The organism is Mycobacterium sp. URHB0021, from assembly GCF_054057895.1.
The window spans coordinates 3,223,117-3,238,223 of sequence record NZ_JBSRZT010000002.1 but is presented as its reverse complement, the minus strand read 5'-3'; the positions used below and the strand labels follow the sequence as shown (position 1 = coordinate 3,238,223).

Sequence of the window (15,107 nt, the reverse complement as noted above, 5' to 3'; positions counted from 1 at the left end):
CATGCACCGCGCATCCTTCTTCAGTTCTCGGCCTGCCTTCGATGACCACAACGATGCGATATGCGCATTTCGTTCAAAGGACTTTGAACGGATTTTTCCGCGCTCGGCGCAGGTCGACGGCGGCGCGTCGGACGGCGGCATCCGCACAGACTGGCGACTCAGCGACCTAGTCGAGCAGCGTGCGGATCACGGCGTCGGCGAGAAGGCGGCCGCGGTCGGTGAGCACCAGTCGGTCGCCATCGACGGCGAGCAGGCCGTCATCGATGACGGCCGCGGCACGGTCGTGCTCGCCGTCGCTCAGCACCGATACCGGCAGTCCGCCTCGCAGCCGAAGCCGCAGCATCACGTCCTCGAAGTGTCGGGTGTCGGGATCGAGCCGCTCGAAATCGGCCACCGGCAGTGTGCCATTGTTCAGAGCTTCGGCATAGGCGTTGGGATGCTTGACATTCCACCATCGAGTCGCGCCGACGAAGCCATGCGCGCCCGGCCCGGCACCCCACCATTCGCCGCCGTTCCAATAGCCCAGATTGTGCAGGCACTCGCCACCGGGCCTGCTCCAGTTGGACACCTCGTACCACTCGAAACCACTGTCGGAAAGCCGCGCATCCAGCAGTTCGTAGCGCCGGGCGAGTGTGTCCTCGTCCGGGGCGTCGATCTCCCCGCGCCGCACCCGGCGCGCCAACGCGGTGCCGTCCTCGACGATCAGCGAGTAACCCGATACGTGGTCGACGCCCGCCTCGACGGCTGCGTCGACCGAGCGTCGGAGATCGTCGTCGGACTCCCCCGGCGTGCCGTAGATCAGGTCGATGTTGACGTGGCCGAACCCGGCCGTGCGGGCCTGCTGGGCGGCCAAGAGCGCACGGCCCGGCGAGTGCACCCGGTCCAGCACCGCCAGCACGTGCGGCGCCACCGACTGCATGCCCAGCGACACCCGGGTGTAGCCGGCCACAAGGAGTTGGTCGAACAGCTCCGCCGAGGTGGACTCCGGGTTGGCCTCCGTGGTGATCTCGGCGCCGGGCCCAAGGGTGAAGTGATCGCGGATCGCGTCGAGTACCGCAGTCAGGCCGGATCCGCCCAGCAGGGAGGGCGTTCCGCCGCCCACGAATACGGTGTCGACCGGCGGCGCCGAACCAAGGCGGCCGACGGCCAGCCCGAGCTCGGTGCGCAGGGCCGCCAACCAACCGTCGGGGTTTGCACCGCCCAGTTCGGTGGGCGTATAGGTGTTGAAGTCGCAATAGCCGCAGCGGGTCGCACAGAACGGCACATGGACATAGATGCCGAACGCCCGCCCGGGTGTGGGCACCAGGGCGGGCAGTTCCGCAGGTGCCGTCTGGACGGTCATGCAGCCAGTCTCCCAGAGGCGACTTTCGCTCATCCTGAGCGCAAATCTCGCCCGGTTAGGGCCATGGCGGGGATCCGTGGCAGAATTAAGAACGTGATCGCCGCCCATTTACTTCACCGCGTCTCGCTGGTGGCTCGGCGGCATGTCGATTTCAAGCGCGTTTGTACCTGTTGTTGTCTGCCCTAACGCGCTGACCTGCCCACCTGTACTTTCAGCTGGCCGCCGGATCTGCGCCGCCGGACAGCTCCCGGTGATACGCGCGATCCGGCTCCATGAAGGAGCCCAATCACATGACCACAGCCAAACCCGTCAAGCGTCCGCGTGGCGAGGGACAGTGGAAGCTCGGCTACCGCGAGCCCCTCAACCCCAACGAACAGTCCAAGAAGGACGACAACCCGCTCAACGTACGCGCCCGCATCGAAAACATCTATGCCCAGGGCGGCTTCGAGTCCATCGACAAGGGCGATCTGCGCGGTCGTTTCCGCTGGTGGGGCCTGTATACACAGCGCAAGCCCGGCTACGACGGCACGTGGACCGGTGACGAGAACACGGACATGCTCGAGGACTCTTACTTCATGTTGCGGGTCCGCTGCGACGGGGGCGCGCTGACGACGGCCGCGCTGCGCACACTCGGCGAAATCTCGACGGAGTTCGCCCGCGACACCGCCGACATCTCCGACCGCCAGAACGTGCAGTGCCACTGGATCCAGGTCGAGGACATGCCGGAGATCTGGAAGCGCCTCGACGCCGTCGGGCTGCAGACCACCGAGGCCTGCGGTGACTGCCCACGCGTGGTGCTGGGCTCGCCGCTGGCCGGCGAGTCGCTCGACGAGGTGCTCGACGCCACGCCGGCCATCGATGAAATCGTGCGCCGCTACATCGGCAAGCCGGAGTACTCGAACCTGCCGCGCAAGTTCAAGACCGCGATCTCGGGTCTGCAGGATGTGGTCCATGAGGTCAACGACGTCGCGTTCGTCGGAGTTAACCACCCCGAGTATGGCCCGGGGCTCGACCTCTGGGTGGGCGGCGGCCTGTCGACCAACCCGATGCTGGGGCAGCGCGTCGGCGCCTGGGTGCCCCTGGACGAAGTGCCGGACGTCTGGGAGGCCGTGGTGTCGGTGTTCCGCGACTACGGTTATCGGCGGTTGCGCGCGAAGGCTCGGCTGAAGTTCCTGATCAAGGACTGGGGCATCGAGAAATTCAGGGAGGTTCTCGAAAAGGAGTACCTGAAGCGGCCACTCATCGACGGCCCTGCGCCAGAACCGGTGGTGCGCCCGATCGATCACGTCGGCGTGCAGAAGCTCAAGAACGGCCTCAACGCCGTCGGCGCCGCGCCGATCGCGGGCCGGGTGTCGGGCACCATTCTGAGCAAGGTCGCCGACCTTGCCGAGGCGGCCGGCAGTGACCGCATCCGGTTCACGCCGTACCAGAAATTGATCATCCTCGATGTTCCCGACGACAAACTCGACGAGCTGCGCGAGGGCCTCGACGCGCTCGGGTTGCCATCGCAGCCGTCGCATTGGCGTCGCAATCTGATGGCCTGCACCGGCATCGAGTTCTGCAAGCTGTCTTTTGCCGAGACCCGCAAACGCTCTCAGGTTCTCGTCCCGGAGTTGGAGAAGCGGCTGGAGGACATCAACGCCCAGCTCGATGTCCCGGTGACGATCAACATCAACGGTTGCCCGAACTCGTGCGCCCGGATCCAGGTCGCTGACATCGGATTCAAGGGGCAGATGGTCGACGACGGCGATGGACCCGAAGAGGGTTTCCAGGTGCACCTGGGCGGCAGCCTAGGCCTGGACAGCGGTTTCGGCCGCAAATTACGCCAGCACAAGGTGTTGTCCAGCGAGCTGGGTGACTACATCGACCGAATCGTTCGTAATTTCGTGAAACAACGCGAGCATGGTGAGCGTTTCGCCACCTGGGCGCTGAGAGCAGACGAGGCGGACTTGCGATGAGCGCTTGCGCGAAGAGCGGACAACGGCGATGAGCGCTTGCGCGAAGAGCGGACAACGGCGATGAGTGGAGGACAGATGACGAGTTCGTTGACGGAGGCCGACCTACGCGAGCTAGCCGAGCGCGGTGCCGCCGAACTCGACGGTGCCGACGCGACGGACCTGCTGCGCTGGACCGACGAGAACTTCGGCGGAAACTACGTGGTCGCCTCCAACATGCAGGATGCGGTGCTCGTCGACCTGGCCACGAAGGTCCATCCCGGGGTGGACGTGCTGTTCCTCGACACCGGCTATCACTTCGTCGAGACCATCGGCACCCGTGACGCCGTCGAGGCGGTCTACGACATCAACATCGTCAACGTCACGCCCGAGAACTCGGTGGCCGAACAGGACGAGCTGCTCGGCAAGGACCTGTTCGCCCGCGAGCCGAACGAGTGCTGCCGCGTGCGCAAGGTCGAGCCGCTGGGCAAGGCGCTGCGCGGGTACACGGCATGGGTGACCGGCATCCGCCGTGTCGAGGCGCCAACGCGGGCCAATGCGCCGTTCATCAGCTGGGACAACGCTTTCGGCCTGGTGAAGATCAATCCGCTGGCGGCGTGGTCCGACGAAGACATGCAGGACTACATCGACAACAACGGAGTGCTGGTCAATCCCCTTGTCTTCGAGGGTTTTCCGTCGATCGGTTGCGCCCCCTGCACGGCCAAGCCGGCCGAGGGTGCCGATCCGCGCAGCGGCCGCTGGGCGGGCCTGTCGAAAACGGAATGCGGGCTTCACGCTTCGTGAAAACTCTCGTCCTGACCGCTCACGGCAGCGCCGATCCGCGCTCGGCGGCGTCGGCGCATGCGGTTGCGGACACCATCCGGAGAGTGCGGCGCGATATCGACGTCACGGTGGCGTTCTGCGAGCAGAACTCCCCGAATCTCCGTGACGTACTGTCCGCAACCGGCCGCGATGCCGTCGTGGTGCCGCTGCTGCTGGCCGACGCGTACCACGCCCGCGTCGACATCCCCGCGATGATCGGCGCATCCGGGGAGGCCGCCCGGCAGGCCGACGTTCTCGGCGAGGACGACCGGCTGGTCGCGGTGCTTCGGCAACGCCTGGCACACGCCGGCGTCTCCCAACTCGACCCCGACGTAGGAGTGCTTGTCACCGCGGTGGGCTCTTCGAGCCCCCAAGCCAATGCGCGCACCGCCCTGGTCGCCGACCATCTCGTGGCGCACACGAGGTGGACGGCCACCGTCGCGTTCGCCACCGGGCCGCACCCCACCCTCGCCGAGGCCGCCGATGTCCTGCGTGGCCGCGGCGCGACCCGATTGGTCATCGCGCCGTGGTTCCTGGCCCACGGCCGGATCACCGACCGGGTCGCCGGATACGCACGGACACAACAGCTTCTGATGGCCCAGCCATTAGGCCCGCACCGACTGGTGGCCGAGACGGTGCTGGATCGCTTCGACGAAGCGGTCGCCGGACGCGCCGCGGCTTAGCTGTCGTGACCTGAGGCCACGTCGGCTGACGTGGCAGACAGTCAAGCCTTCGTCAGCGCGTCGCTTTGGTCGGCTTTGTCGGCCCGTGGGATCTCGGTGCCGCCCGGCAGCGGTGGAACCCGGGTGGCACGCACGTAGACCGTGTCACCCTCCTTCAGTCCGAGCGCCTCAGCGTCGCCGCGGGTGATCTGCGCGGTGAACGGCGTGTGATCGGCCGCACTGGTGAGCTCGACGCGAACCTCGAAGCCCAGCATGACAATTCGATCGATCGTCGCCCGCAGCACGCCCGTGGACTGAACGGAATCGTCGGTGGACGCGATCGCCATCTCAGGGTTGCGCCCGACTCGAATATCGTGCGGGCGGACCAACGTGCCGTTGAGCGCGGACACCGCACCGAGAAACGACATCACAAATGCGTTGGCGGGCGCGTCGTAGACGTCGGTCGGTGAGCCGACCTGCTCGATGCGGCCCTTGTTGAGCACCGCGATCCGGTCGGCGACGTCGAGGGCCTCTGCCTGATCGTGGGTGACCAGCACCGTGGTGACATGGACCTCGTCGTGCAGTCGGCGCAGCCACGCCCGCAGGTCCTCACGGACCTTCGCATCCAACGCGCCGAACGGCTCGTCGAGCAGCAGCACCTGGGGATCGACCGCAAGTGCGCGGGCCAGCGCCATCCGCTGACGCTGGCCACCCGAGAGCTGATTGGGATAGCGGCCCTGAAACCCGGCGAGCCCCACCACTTCCAGGAGGTTGTCGACCTTCTCCTTGATCTCGGCCTTGGGCCGCCTGCGGATCTTGAGGCCGAAGGCCACATTGTCGCGAACGGTCAGGTGCTTGAAGGCCGCGTAGTGCTGGAACACGAAGCCGATGCCACGCCGCTGCGGCGGCACACCCGTCACGTCGCGGCCGTTGATCGTGACGGTGCCCGTGTCGGGCTGGTCCAATCCGGCGATCGCCCGCAAGAGGGTGGACTTTCCCGAACCGCTGGGTCCGAGCAGCGCGGTCAGCGAGCCGGACGGCACTTCGAAGTCGACGTTGTCCAGGGCCGCGAAGTCCCCGTAGTGCTTGTTCGCGCCCCGTACGACGATTGCGTCGGTCATTTCTGTCGTCTCCTCATACCTGCCTGCTCGCACGCGAGCGCCGGGCGTCGAGAACCACCTGAACGATCAGTACGATCACCGCCACCGTCATCAGCAGCGTGGACACCGCGTATGCCCCGTATTCATCGCCCCGGCTGTACCTGTCCTGCACCAACAGTGTGAGCGTTTGTGAAGTTCCCGGCAGGTTCGAGGAAACCATGATCACCGCGCCGAACTCGCCGAGTGTCCGTGCGATCGTCAGGACGATCCCGTACGTCAGACCCCACCGGATCGACGGGAGGGTGACCCGCCAGAACGTCTGCCACCATTGCGATCCCAGAGTGGCCGCCGCCTCCTCCTGGTCGGTGCCGATCTCGTGCAGCACCGGTTCGACCTCGCGGATGACGAACGGCACCGTGACGAAGATGCTGGCGAGCACAATGCCGGGGAAGCCGAAGATGATCTTGAAGCCGAGGTTGTTCTCAACGAAACCGAACAAACCGGCCGACCCCCACAGCAGGATCAGCGCCACGCCGACCACCACCGGCGAGACGGCGAACGGCAGGTCGATCACGGCCTGCAGCGCGCTCTTGCCGCGGAACCTGTTGCGCGCCAGCACCAATGCGGTCGGGACGCCGAACAGCACGTTGAGCGGCACCACGATCGCCACCACCAGCAGCGACAGCTGCAGCGCCGAGATTGCCGCCGGGGTGGTGATCGAGGCGATGAAGGCGCCGACGCCCGGTGCGAACGTGCGCCACAGGATCAGCCCGACGGGCACGATGACCAGGATGGTGATGTAGGCCAGCGCGAGGTAGCGGAGCAGATGCCGCACGGCCGGTGACAGTGTCATCGCGCAAGCTCCTTACGCTTGGCGGCGCGCGAGCCGACGGCGCGCAGGACGAACAGCACCACGAACGAGATCATCAGCAGCACAATGGAAATAGCTGCTGCGCCGGTGGGGTCGTCGTTCTCGATGAGGGTCCGGATCCACTGTGATGACACCTCGGTCTCGCCGGGCACCGCGCCACCGATCAGCACGACTGAACCGAATTCACCTATGGCGCGGGAAAACGCCAGTCCCGCACCCGACAGCAGCGACGGCAGCAGCGCGGGCACGATCACCGCGGTGAAGATCGTCGCGCTGTTGGCGCCGAGCGAGGCGGCGGCCTCCTCTGTTTCACGGTCGAGCTCGAGCAACACCGGCTGCACCGAACGCACCACGAACGGCAACGTGACGAAAAGCAGCGCGATGCCGACACCCCATTTGGTGTGTTGCAGATGCAGGTCGACCGGGCTGTTCGGCCCGTACAGGGCCAGCATCACCAGGCTCGCGACGATGGTCGGCAGCGCGAACGGGAGATCGATCACGGCGTCGACCAGCCTCTTACCGGGGAAGTCGTCGCGGGTGAGCACCCAGGCCACCAGCAGGCCGAAGACCAGGTTCACCACCGTGACCCCGAACGAGATGGTCAGCGTCACCCGGAAGGACTCGATGGCGGAATTCGACGTGACCGCTTGCCAGAACGCGTGCCACCCTCCGCCCGCCGCCTGCCACAGGATGGCCGCCAGTGGCAGCAGCACGATGACGCTCAGCCAGATGGAAGCCGCGCCGACCCGCAGCGACGTCGTCCCGTGCCGCCCGCGTAGCAACCTCGGCGCCCGGCCGTCCTCACTGTCGGTGAGTTCGGGCCGGGTGGTTTCGGGATCGGGGTCGACGCTAACCGTCATCCAGTGGCCTGCTTGTAGATCTTCGTGATGCTTCCGTTGTCCTTATCGAACAATGCCGGGTCCACAGAATTCCAGCCGCCGAGGTCATCGATGGTCCACAGCTTGGTCGGCGTCGGGAAATCGGTGGCGAAGTCCTGCGCGATGGAGGGATCGACGGGACGGAAGCCGGCCTGCGCCCAGATCTTCTGACCCTCCTTGGTGTACAGGAAGTTCTTCAGCGCGGTGGCCTGGTCCAGGCGTGTGCTGGAGGTCACGACGGCGACCGGGTTCTCGATCTTGAAGGTTTGCGGCGGGTTGATGTGCTCGACCGGCTTACCCTGCCGCTCGACGTTGATGGCCTCGTTCTCGTAGCTGATCAACACGTCGCCGGTGCCCTGGAGGAATACGTCGGTGGCCTCACGGCCGGAGCCGGGACGGGTCTTGATGTGCTCGGTGACCAGTTTGTTGACGAAGTCCAGGCCTGCCTGCTGGTCCTTGCCGCCGTTGCTCTTCGCGGCGTAGGGCGCCAGCAGATTCCACTTCGCCGAGCCGGAACTGAGCGGGCTTGGGCTGACCACTTCGAGCCCGGGTTGCAGCAGGTCATCCCAGTCCTTGATGCTCTTCGGGTTGCCCTTGCGCACCACCAGCGAAACCACGGAACCGAAGGGGACGCCCTTGGTGGCGTCGGCATTCCAGTCCTTGGCCACCTTGTCGGCCTTGACGAGGCGGCTGACATCCGGCTCGACCGAGAAGTTGACGATGTCGGCGGGCTTACCGTCCACGACGGCGCGCGACTGGTCGCCGGATGCGCCATAGGACGTCGTCACACCCACACCTTTGCCTTCCGGGGTGGCCGCGAACGCGGGGATGATCTTGCTCCAGCCCGGTTCGGGTACCGCATACGCGACGAGCGTCAACGTGGTCGCGGCGGCCGGCTGGTCGCCACCTCCGGCGACATCGCTCGCTCCTCCGCCGCACGCCGCGAGCAGTGCGGCGGTGGCGGTCAGCGCCGCGGCGGTGCGCCAGGACTTACCGGATTTCGACATTGAGGACCTTTCCTTGCAGTGGACTGGGGGTACGGCCCGTCACGTCAGCAAGGCGAGGAATCAGTCGGAGGTCGGCTCGACAGCCGTTACCGACACCAGACCGCGGACGGGCATGGAGTCAGCGACAACAACAGACATCAGCGACAGCGGTGAATCCCACGGCAATGAGGGCCAGGATGTGGCCGCTCTTGTTGCCGGACGCTGTCTGCATGGCGCGAAGGATAACAGAGTTCGAGGCCGCGCTCAGTACGGGCTTAGCTTGTTTAACGAGTTAACAGCCACGTGACGACGACCAGCACGATCAAGATCACGAATATCAGCGTCACCCGTGACCGCGGCATGCCGCTCATCGGTCGTCCTCGTCTTGGTGGCGCACCCGCCGCAGCAGGCGAATCCCGTTTCCCAGGGCTCCGTCGAGGAGGACGGCCACCCCATACGCGAGCGCGAGTACCACCGGCATCACCACCGCGGTCTGAGCGACGAACGGCAGACCCGAGAGCCACAGTTCGACGCCGTCCCACCAACTGAGGATGCCGCCCACCCAGCCAGCGTATTCGAACTGAGGATGGCCCGTTTCCGCCTGCCACCGCCGCCGACGGGCAAACCGCAGGACACGCACGTCGACGAGTGGACGGCGGGTAGGTCCGCAGTCGATGATGTCGGGATGGTTTTGCAACACACCGAGCCTTCCGACGGGGCGCCGGTCACCCAGGCCGAACCGGGCCGGGACACACCGTTCAGCGAGACGGCCCCGATGCCGTACACCTCCGCCGGATCGTTGCGGAATCCCTTTCCGCCCATCGCCGACTACGCCTTCCTGTCGGACTGCGAGAACACCTGCTTGATCTCGTCGGCCGGCTCGGTCGAATGGCTGTGCGTGCCCCGCCCGGACTCCCCCAGCGTGTTCGGCGCCATCTTGGACCGCGGTGCCGGCCACTTCCGGCTCGGCCCCTACGGGGTGTCGGTGCCCGCGGCGCGGCGCTATCTGCCGGGCAGCCTGATCCTCGAAACCACCTGGCAGACCCACACCGGCTGGCTGATCGTGCGCGACGCGCTGGTGATGGGACCCTGGCACGACATCGAGACCCGGTCGCACACCCATCGCCGTACCCCGATGGACTGGGACGCCGAGCACATCCTGCTGCGCACCGTGCGGTGCGTGAGCGGCACCGTCGAACTGGTGATGAACTGCGAACCGGCGTTCGACTACCACCGCGTCAGCGCCAACTGGGAGTACAGCGCCCAGGCCTACGGAGAGGCGATCGCCCGGGCCAGCAAGAACCCGGACTCGCACCCGACCATGCGGCTGACCACCAATCTGCGCATAGGGTTGGAGGGGCGCGAGGCCCGGGCGCGGACGCGTCTGACCGAGGGCGACAACGTGTTCGTCGCGTTGTCCTGGTCCAGGCATCCGGCGCCGCAGACGTACGAAGAAGCTGCCGACAAGATGTGGAAGACCAGCGAGTCCTGGCGGCAGTGGATCAACATCGGTGATTTCCCCGACCATCCGTGGCGCGCATACCTGCAGCGCAGCGCGCTCACCCTGAAGGGCCTGACGTATTCGCCCACCGGCGCCCTGCTGGCCGCTCCCACCACGTCGCTGCCGGAAACGCCGCAAGGCGCCCGCAACTGGGACTACCGCTACGCCTGGGTGCGCGATTCGACGTTCGCGCTGTGGGGCCTCTACACCCTGGGCCTCGACCGCGAGGCGGACGACTTCTTCGCGTTCATCGCCGACGTGTCCGGCGCCAACAACGGTGAACGCCATCCGCTTCAGGTGATGTATGCCGTCGGCGGCGAACGCAGCCTCGTCGAAGAGGAACTGAATCATCTGTCGGGCTACGACAACGCCCGGCCCGTGCGGATCGGCAACGGCGCGTACAACCAGATGCAGCACGATATCTGGGGCACCATGCTCGACTCAGTGTACCTGCATGCGAAGTCGCGCGAGCAGATCTCCGACTCGCTGTGGCCGGTGTTGAAGAACCAGGTCGAGGAGGCCATCAAACACTGGAAGGAACCAGACCGCGGCATCTGGGAAGTGCGTGGCGAGCCGCAGCATTTCACCTCGTCGAAAATCATGTGCTGGGTGGCGCTGGACCGGGGGTCCAAGCTCGCCGAGTTGGAGGGCGAGAAGAGCTACGCCCAGCAGTGGCGGGCCATCGCCGAGGAGATCAAGGCCGACATCCTCAAGAACGGCGTCGACTCCCGCGGGGTGCTGACCCAGCGCTACGGCGACGACGCACTGGACGCCTCACTTCTGTTGGCTGTGCTGACCCGCTTCCTGCCCGCCGACGATCCGCGGGTCCGGGCGACCGTGCTGGCGATCGCCGACGAGCTGACCGAGGACGGGCTGGTGCTGCGGTACCGCGTCGAGGAGACCGACGACGGTCTGTCCGGCGAGGAGGGCACCTTTACGATCTGCTCGTTCTGGCTGGTGTCCGCGCTGGTCGAGATCGGCGAGATCCACCGGGCCAAGCGACTCTGTGAGCGCCTGCTGTCGTTCGCCAGCCCGCTGCATCTGTACGCCGAGGAGATCGAGCCGCGCACCGGACGTCATCTGGGTAACTTCCCGCAGGCGTTCACCCATCTGGCATTGATCAACGCGGTCGTGCATGTGATCCGCGCCGAGGACGAGGCCGACAGCTCCGGCGTGTTCGTGCCCGCGAATGCGCCGATGTAGGTCACCGTTTTGCCTGCCAGTCACCCTGCGAGCAGTATCCCGCCGACGGCGATGACGACGGCAGCGAGCGCGAGCAGCGCCCACGGCCAGCTGCCGCCGGCGGGAAAAGTGACCACCACCTGGCCGTCCGGCGCGGCCAGATCCCGGTCTTCGAGCGCGAAGGACACCACGCGAGGGTAGGCGTCGACACGCTGGAGCCGCGGCGACGATGATCGACGGTGAGGCGCGCCGGAATGAAGATCGCAGCGCGCCGACAGCTGAACTGCCTTGTGCTCATGCGGTTTTGAAGAGTCCGGTCGGCGACGCAGGCCGGAGCGGACGTTTGGATCAGAATGGTTGCAATGTCGCCGGCTACTTCTTCGCGGCGTTGGTCACCATCTCGTCGGCGATCGTCGCCGCCTCGTCCTTGATGTCGTAGCCGCACGCCCACGCCTCGACGGTGACGTTCGAAACCGCCGAGAGCGCATGCTGACACGCCCATCCGCCGGCGTCTTCCTGCGTCGTCATCTGGGTGAGCATGGTGTCCGCGGCGGCAAGCTCGTCGATCTCCCACAGATACGACGCATCGACGTCACTAACCGAGACCGAATAGCCGGAGCACTTCTGCCAGATCGACTGCGCGTCGTCGAAGAACTTCTGCGCCTTGTCCGGCGACGGGTACAACACCACGGTCTGTTCCACCCAATGGTCGTTGTCCTCCCCCGGTTCGCGGGCCACCTGATCGCGGATCGCCGTCCACCCGCTGCCGTCGTACACCGGTTCCTCCGCGCCGTAGATCGCGCCGAGGCAGTCGGGATCGGAGACATCGGCGGAGTGGTCGGTCATCTGCTCGAGTTCGCTGGTGACCTTCATCTGGGTCGACCCCATGATTCCGTTGAGCTCACCGATGGACAGCAGCACCCTGTCGAGCTTGGATCCACTGAGTTCCGGCACGTCGACCGGTCCGGCGTTCTGCGCGCGTACCGCAGAGCCTGAAACGGTGCTCACGCAACCCGAGAGCAGGACAGCTGCCGCAACGACGACCCCCACGGCGAATGCTCGGCCGGCGATGCCGAATATGGTCACCGCGTTATTGTGACTGACCTTTGCCGAACACGGGGGTCACCGGCAAACTTCGCGGCGCGCCGCCAGCTCCTAGGAAACGCCGACCTTGCTCAGCATGAGATTTGCGACCTCCACCGCATCGTGGGCCCCACCCACATCGGCAGCGCCACCCACATCCGTAACTTCCACGTCCACAACGCAATCCGAGGCCAATCCGAGGGCGCGCTGGATCGGGGGTGACGCGGATCCTCCCGACTCCTGCATCACGACGGCCGACACCACGTGGGCGTCGACATCGACATCGGTGATCCGGCTTGCCCCGTCGGCGCCGTGCTGGGATTGATGGATCACCAGTGTCTGGCCGTTGCACCGCTGCCACTTCTGGGCGGAGGAGGCGAAGAAGGCCTGCGCGTCGTCAGAGGTCGCGAACTTCACCGCACCGAAGAATCCTGACGTGGTCGGGCCGTTGGCATCCCCGCCTGCCCACGACTCGCTGGCCACCGCACGCACCGGACTGGACTGGTAGACGACCTTCTGCAACCGGAACGTCGCGCTGACGCATTCGACCGGCGTCGCCTCGGACTCGCCGACGCCCGCCAGCAACATGTCGGGACCGCCCTCGACCCGCTGGCCCATGAACCCGGCGCCGCCCAATGTCGAGGTGAGCTCGTCGGCGGTCGGCAGCACTTGATTCAGGGGTCGCGACGGGGACGGCTGGGCGGCCTCGACGATGTGGACCACGGGCGCGCCGTCCACCGGAGCCGCGCAGCCCACCAAGGCAGCCACACATGCGCTCACCACAGCGACCCTCGATGCCGGTGAACGCATGGATACCTACTTCTTGGCCTTGTCGGCTGCCGCCGCGTCCGTCGACAGGGCAGCGACGAAGGCCTCCTGAGGCACCTCGACGCGCCCGATCGTCTTCATCCGCTTCTTGCCTTCCTTCTGCTTCTCCAGCAGCTTGCGCTTACGCGTGATGTCACCGCCGTAGCACTTCGATAGCACGTCTTTGCGCATCGCGCGGATGTTTTCGCGAGCAATGATCTTCGAACCGATGGCCGCCTGCACCGGCACCTCGAACTGCTGGCGCGGGATCAGCTCCTTGAGTTTGGTCGTCATCTTGTTGCCGTAGGCGTACGCCGAGTCCTTGTGCACGATCGCGCTGAACGCGTCGACGGGCTCCCCCTGCAGCAGGACGTCGACCTTCACCAGATCGGATTCCTGCTCGCCGGCCTCCTCATAGTCGAGGCTGGCATAACCACGGGTGCGCGACTTCAGCATGTCGAAGAAGTCGAAGATGATCTCGCCCAACGGCATCGTGTAGCGCAACTCGACGCGCTCCGGTGACAGGTAGTCCATGCCGCCGAGCTCGCCGCGCCGGGACTGGCACAGCTCCATGATCGTGCCGATGAACTCGCTCGGCGAGATGATGGTGGTCTTGACGACGGGCTCGTAGACGGTGCGGACCTTGCCGTCCGGCCAGTCCGCGGGATTGGTCACGACGAGCCCTGGATCACCGGGCGGTGTCTCTTCTTTCATGACCCGATAGACCACGTTCGGTGACGTCGAAATGAGATCGAGGTCGAACTCGCGCTCCAGGCGCTCGCGGGTGATCTCCATGTGTAGCAGCCCCAGGAAGCCGCAGCGGAAGCCGAAGCCCAGCGCCACCGAAGTCTCCGGCTCGTAGGTCAGCGCAGCGTCGTTGAGCTGCAGTTTGTCCAGCGCATCGCGCAGATCCGGATAGTCCGAGCCGTCGACCGGGTAGAGCCCCGAGTACACCATCGGTCTCGGCTCGCGATAACCGGTGAGCGCATCGGTGGCCCCGTGCCGCGCCGAGGTCACGGTGTCGCCGACCTTGGACTGGCGCACATCCTTGACACCGGTGATCAGGTAGCCGACCTCCCCCACGCCCAGGCCGACGGACGGCTTCGGGTCCGGGGAGACGATGCCGACCTCCAAAAGCTCATGGGTGGCGCCGGTGGACATCATCTTGATGCGCTCGCGCGGCACGATCTTGCCGTCGACCACGCGGACGTAGGTGACCACGCCCCGATAGGTGTCGTAGACCGAGTCGAAGATCATCGCCCGGGTCGGGGCGTCGGCGTCCCCCGTCGGCGCCGGGACCTGGCGGACCACCTCGTCGAGCAGCGCGGACACCCCTTCACCGGTCTTGCCGGACACCCGCAACACGTCGGTGGGTTCACAGCCGATGATGTGGGCGATCTCACCGGCGTAGCGGTCGGGGTCGGCGGCGGGCAGGTCGATCTTGTTGAGCACCGGGATGATCGCCAGATCGCGGTCGAGCGCCAGGTAGAGGTTGGCCAGCGTCTGCGCCTCGATGCCCTGGGCCGCGTCGACGAGCAGAACCGCCCCCTCGCAGGCTTCCAGCGCGCGGGACACCTCGTAGGTGAAGTCGACGTGGCCCGGGGTGTCGATCAGATGGAGCACAAACTTCTCGTCACCCACACTCCAAGGGAGCCGGACGTTTTGGGCCTTGATGGTAATGCCGCGTTCCCGCTCGATGTCCATCCGGTCGAGGTACTGGGCGCGCATGTCGCGGTCCGCGACGACACCGGTGAGTTGCAGCATCCGGTCGGCCAGCGTCGACTTGCCGTGGTCGATATGGGCGATGATGCAGAAGTTCCGGATCTGCGCCGGCGCCGTGAAGGTCTGGTCGGCGAAACTGCTGATGGGAATCTCCTGCTACCGGTGTGTGGATGGTGCTTCCAGCGTATCGAGGGACGGCCCTTCGGGCACAATCACG

At 66.1% G+C, this 15,107-nt stretch carries 16 protein-coding genes; 5 read left to right on the top strand and 11 right to left on the bottom strand.

What is annotated here, in order from left to right:
• Positions 1-166: 166 nt before the first annotated feature.
• Complete coding sequence (gene hemW, locus ACVWWN_RS18140) at positions 167-1,342, bottom strand: radical SAM family heme chaperone HemW (RefSeq protein WP_457145095.1); 1,176 nt, start codon at positions 1,340-1,342, stop codon at positions 167-169.
• Here hemW and ACVWWN_RS18135 point away from each other — a divergent pair.
• The 4 genes from ACVWWN_RS18135 to ACVWWN_RS18120 all read left to right on the top strand — a co-directional run bounded on the left by ACVWWN_RS18135 (position 1,265) and on the right by ACVWWN_RS18120 (position 4,781).
• The gene (locus ACVWWN_RS18135; protein WP_457145094.1) at positions 1,265-1,528 is read left to right on the top strand and encodes an Ms4527A family Cys-rich leader peptide; all 264 of its coding nucleotides are present in this window, start codon (positions 1,265-1,267) and stop codon (positions 1,526-1,528) included. The two genes, hemW and ACVWWN_RS18135, sit on opposite strands and share 78 nt — an antisense overlap.
• Before the next feature lie 104 nt (positions 1,529-1,632).
• The gene (locus tag ACVWWN_RS18130; protein ID WP_457145093.1) at positions 1,633-3,300 is read left to right on the top strand and encodes a nitrite/sulfite reductase; all 1,668 of its coding nucleotides are present in this window, start codon (positions 1,633-1,635) and stop codon (positions 3,298-3,300) included.
• Between the two features lie 75 nt (positions 3,301-3,375).
• On the top strand, positions 3,376-4,080 hold the full coding sequence (locus tag ACVWWN_RS18125; RefSeq protein ID WP_457145092.1) for a phosphoadenylyl-sulfate reductase: 705 nt from the start codon (positions 3,376-3,378) through the stop codon (positions 4,078-4,080).
• Positions 4,059-4,781, top strand: coding sequence for a sirohydrochlorin chelatase (locus ACVWWN_RS18120; protein WP_457145091.1), 723 nt, complete (start codon positions 4,059-4,061; stop codon positions 4,779-4,781). Before ACVWWN_RS18125 ends, ACVWWN_RS18120 begins: the two co-directional genes overlap by 22 nt.
• Before the next feature lie 41 nt (positions 4,782-4,822).
• Here ACVWWN_RS18120 and ACVWWN_RS18115 read toward each other — a convergent pair whose 3' ends face one another.
• From ACVWWN_RS18115 to ACVWWN_RS18090, 6 genes are all read right to left on the bottom strand, one after another.
• Entirely contained in the window at positions 4,823-5,881 is a 1,059-nt protein-coding gene (locus tag ACVWWN_RS18115; protein WP_457145090.1) for a sulfate/molybdate ABC transporter ATP-binding protein, read from the bottom strand.
• A gap of 13 nt (positions 5,882-5,894) precedes the next feature.
• Positions 5,895-6,713 carry a sulfate ABC transporter permease subunit CysW gene (cysW, locus tag ACVWWN_RS18110; protein WP_457145089.1) on the bottom strand — a complete coding sequence of 273 codons (819 nt, stop codon included), beginning with the start codon at positions 6,711-6,713 and terminating at the stop codon, positions 5,895-5,897.
• Positions 6,710-7,591 carry a sulfate ABC transporter permease subunit CysT gene (gene cysT, locus ACVWWN_RS18105; protein ID WP_457145088.1) on the bottom strand — a complete coding sequence of 294 codons (882 nt, stop codon included), beginning with the start codon at positions 7,589-7,591 and terminating at the stop codon, positions 6,710-6,712. The genes cysW and cysT overlap by 4 nt, the downstream gene beginning before the upstream one ends.
• Positions 7,588-8,616: a sulfate ABC transporter substrate-binding protein gene (locus tag ACVWWN_RS18100; protein ID WP_457145087.1), complete on the bottom strand. Its 1,029-nt coding sequence runs from the start codon at positions 8,614-8,616 to the stop codon at positions 7,588-7,590. The genes cysT and ACVWWN_RS18100 overlap by 4 nt, the downstream gene beginning before the upstream one ends.
• Positions 8,617-8,734: 118 nt before the next feature.
• Positions 8,735-8,827 carry an Ms4533A family Cys-rich leader peptide gene (locus tag ACVWWN_RS18095; protein ID WP_457145086.1) on the bottom strand — a complete coding sequence of 31 codons (93 nt, stop codon included), beginning with the start codon at positions 8,825-8,827 and terminating at the stop codon, positions 8,735-8,737.
• 135 nt (positions 8,828-8,962) lie between these two features.
• Complete coding sequence (locus tag ACVWWN_RS18090; RefSeq protein ID WP_457145085.1) at positions 8,963-9,157, bottom strand: hypothetical protein; 195 nt, start codon at positions 9,155-9,157, stop codon at positions 8,963-8,965.
• Between the two features lie 123 nt (positions 9,158-9,280).
• On the opposite strand from ACVWWN_RS18090, the gene ACVWWN_RS18085 reads away from it, so the two are divergent.
• Positions 9,281-11,299: a glycoside hydrolase family 15 protein gene (locus tag ACVWWN_RS18085; RefSeq protein WP_457145084.1), complete on the top strand. Its 2,019-nt coding sequence runs from the start codon at positions 9,281-9,283 to the stop codon at positions 11,297-11,299.
• Between the two features lie 20 nt (positions 11,300-11,319).
• Here ACVWWN_RS18085 and ACVWWN_RS18080 read toward each other — a convergent pair whose 3' ends face one another.
• The 4 genes from ACVWWN_RS18080 to lepA form a co-directional block, all read right to left on the bottom strand.
• Entirely contained in the window at positions 11,320-11,466 is a 147-nt protein-coding gene (locus tag ACVWWN_RS18080; protein ID WP_457145083.1) for a hypothetical protein, read from the bottom strand.
• A gap of 184 nt (positions 11,467-11,650) precedes the next feature.
• Positions 11,651-12,364: a sensor domain-containing protein gene (locus tag ACVWWN_RS18075; protein ID WP_457145082.1), complete on the bottom strand. Its 714-nt coding sequence runs from the start codon at positions 12,362-12,364 to the stop codon at positions 11,651-11,653.
• A gap of 69 nt (positions 12,365-12,433) precedes the next feature.
• Entirely contained in the window at positions 12,434-13,129 is a 696-nt protein-coding gene (locus tag ACVWWN_RS18070; protein WP_457145081.1) for a sensor domain-containing protein, read from the bottom strand.
• A 48-nt stretch (positions 13,130-13,177) separates the two neighbouring features.
• Positions 13,178-15,040, bottom strand: a complete 1,863-nt coding sequence (gene lepA / locus ACVWWN_RS18065) for a translation elongation factor 4 (RefSeq protein ID WP_457149176.1) — start codon at positions 15,038-15,040, stop codon at positions 13,178-13,180.
• Positions 15,041-15,107 lie beyond the last annotated feature (67 nt).